This is a genomic window from Methylobrevis pamukkalensis (assembly GCF_001720135.1).
Taxonomy (GTDB): domain Bacteria; phylum Pseudomonadota; class Alphaproteobacteria; order Rhizobiales; family Pleomorphomonadaceae; genus Methylobrevis; species Methylobrevis pamukkalensis.
Map to the genome: position 1 here is coordinate 1 of NZ_MCRJ01000218.1, position 2,657 is coordinate 2,657.

A 2,657-nucleotide genomic window follows, 5' to 3' on the forward strand; every position below is an offset into this window, starting at 1 on the left:
TGTCGGGATAGCCGGTGGCGGCGGGAAAGATCTTCGAGGGAAGGCGTTGCTCAGCATGTCCATCGAATTCCTGAAGCTCCTTGTCCAGGAATTCGAAATATGCTGCACACAACTCCAGATCACTGATCGCCTTTCGACGGTGATCCTCCGAAAGGAATCGGAACATCCACTCTCACACCTGTTGCAAAATGTTGCGTCGATCATCGACATTCAGCCCTGCGTTGTCCAGCCTTGTCTCGGTCGTCCGCGTTGACGGCCGAATCGACGCGGGATGCGCAGGCGGGACCGGGCCAGAGGGCACCCGGGAGCGACGCTGAAGGGCAGGGGGTGGCTTGCGTTCCGCCGCCGCGCGCCACCAGCACCGTCGGCACAACTCGGTGGCTACGGCGCCTGTTCCCCGGGAAGACTCAGGCGCTGCCCGACGCGATCCGGTGTTTCCGGGTCGGCCAGCCAGAAGCGTTCGAGGATGTAGAGGCGGGAGTCGGGGTAGAGTCCCTCGCGGGTTTCCACCGCCGCCAGGCGCAGGCGGTTGCGGCCGAGCAGCCCGCCCTCGAAGGCGCAGCGAACCTCGCCCGGCCGGATGCGGCTGCCGATTTCCACCGTGTAGCGGATGGCCACGCCATGGCGCACACCGGTGATCGGGGTCTCGTCGACGATGCGGATCCGGCCTTCCGGCTCTGCCGCGGCAACGACGAGGCGGCACAGCCGGGTCTGGGCCATGTCGGGGCCTGTTGCACAGCCTGCGACAAGCGCGGCCGTGACGGCGAGCGGAACGAGCCGCCGCAGGGCGGTCTCTTGCCCGCGCAGTCGTGGCCGGCACGGCATCCGTCGAGACGGCAAGGTCAGAGACCGGCCTTGATGCGGGCCGCGACCCGGGGCGCATAGTAGCTGAGGATGCGTCGGCGCCGGCGCGCTTGAAGGCCATCAGGCTTTCCATCATCGCCCGCTCGCCGTCGATCCAGCCGTTGGCGGCGGCCGCCTCGATCATCGCGTATTCGCCGGACACCTGGTAGGCGTAGGTCGGCACCCGGAAGGCGGCCTTCAGGCGGCAGAGGATGTCGAGATAGGGCATGCCCGGCTTGACCATGATCATGTCGGCGCCCTCGGCGAGATCGAGTTCCGCCTCGCGCAGGGCCTCGTCACTGTTGCCGGGGTCCATCTGGTAGGTGCGCTTGTCGCCGAGCAGCGTCCTGGAGGTGCCGATCGCGTCGCGGAACGGGCCATAGAAGGCCGAGGCATATTTCGCGGCATAGGACATGATCTGCACATGCTCGTAGCCGTTGGCATCGAGCGTCGCGCGGATCGCGCCGATCCGGCCGTCCATCATGTCCGAGGGACCGACGACGTCGACGCCGGCCGCGGCCTGGATCAGCGCCTGGCGGCAGAGCTGCTCCACGGTCGGATCGTTGACGATCTGGTCGCCGACCATCAGGCCGTCGTGGCCATGGCTGGTGTAGGGATCGAGGGCGACGTCGAGCATCACGCCGATGTCGGGGGCCGCCGCCTTGATCGCGCGCGTGGCGCTGCAGACGAGATTGTCCGGATTGAGCGCCTCGCTGCCGGTCTCATCGCGCAGGGCAGGGTCGGTGTAGGGGAAGAGCGCGATCATCGGAATGCCGAGTTCGGCCGCGCGCTGCGCCTCGGCGGCCGCTTCGTCCACGGTCAGCCGGAAGACGCCCGGCATCGAGGGGATGGCCGTGCGGGACGCCTTGCCCTCGACGACGAAGATCGGCCAGATCAGGTCGTCGATGGTCAGGGTCGTCTCGCGCACGAGGCGGCGCGACCAGTCGGTGCGCCGGTTTCGCCGCATCCGCTGACCTTGCAGGAGGGTGTGCAGGTCGATGCTGGAGGGCGCCGGGTTGCCGCGCTGGAAGGTCATGGCTGTCGTCCGATCGGTTCAGAACTCGGGCCGGGCCGGAAGGAGCGACTTGCCCGGAATGCCGGTTCTACATATCAGTGCAGGGGCGGGGCTTCAAATCCGGCATCTGCGCCGAACGCGGTTTGCGGCAGGACGACGAGAGGACACGGCGTGCGCGACGACGAGGCCATGAACGACGCGCTGCCGGAAACGGGACGGCGGTTCGACCCGCGTTTCGCGCTGGTGGTGTTCGTCCGCCTGCTTGCGGTCGTCTTCCTCGTGTCGGGCCTCCACGACTGGTCGGTGGTGCTGAGCCCGCCCGGCGGAGGCAACTTCTTCGACCTGCCGCTCGCCCAGCGGGTGGCCACCGTGTTCTTCGCGGTCTGCGATCTGGTCGCCGCAGTCGGTCTCTGGCTGCTGGCGTCCTGGGGCGCCGTGGTCTGGCTGATCGCCGCGCTGACCGAGGTTGCGCTGCATGCCTTCTTTGCCGACGTCTTCGGAACCGCGCCGGTGACCGTGGGCTTCCACATGGTCTCGGTCGTGATTTACACCGTGTTCACCTATCTGGTCGACCGGGCTGCAGAGTCATCGTGATTTTACTTAAATATAATCTCGAATTCTCGTTATCGACCTGTAAGGTTAATCTCGATTCAGGGGTAATGTACTGAGGCGATACTGCTGATTAAGGCAATATTCATCCTGCGTTTTAAACGTATTTTCAAGTCTCTCGATTAGATTTGTACACAAGGTGGGCAGAGAACCACGGTCAAATCGGCAGAGAGGCTTTGGATCATGATCA

The 2,657-nt window shown here is 65.4% G+C and carries 2 protein-coding genes and 1 pseudogene; 1 reads left to right on the plus strand and 2 read right to left on the minus strand.

Annotation, left to right across the window (positions count from 1 at the left end; all coding sequences use genetic code 11):
- Positions 1 to 381: 381 nt before the first annotated feature.
- Together A6302_RS19940 and hemB are read right to left on the minus strand one after the other, a co-directional pair.
- A complete protein-coding gene (locus A6302_RS19940; protein WP_069308477.1) occupies positions 382 to 720 on the minus strand; it encodes a hypothetical protein in 339 nt (112 codons plus the stop codon).
- Positions 721 to 842: 122 nt separating this feature from the next.
- Positions 843 to 1,879 (minus strand): annotated as a pseudogene (hemB, locus tag A6302_RS19945) (porphobilinogen synthase).
- Between the two features lie 150 nt (positions 1,880 to 2,029).
- Here hemB and A6302_RS19950 point away from each other — a divergent pair.
- The gene (locus A6302_RS19950) at positions 2,030 to 2,452 is read left to right on the plus strand and encodes a DUF6163 family protein (protein WP_083255934.1); all 423 of its coding nucleotides are present in this window, start codon (positions 2,030 to 2,032) and stop codon (positions 2,450 to 2,452) included.
- The last annotated feature ends 205 nt before the right edge of the window (positions 2,453 to 2,657 follow it).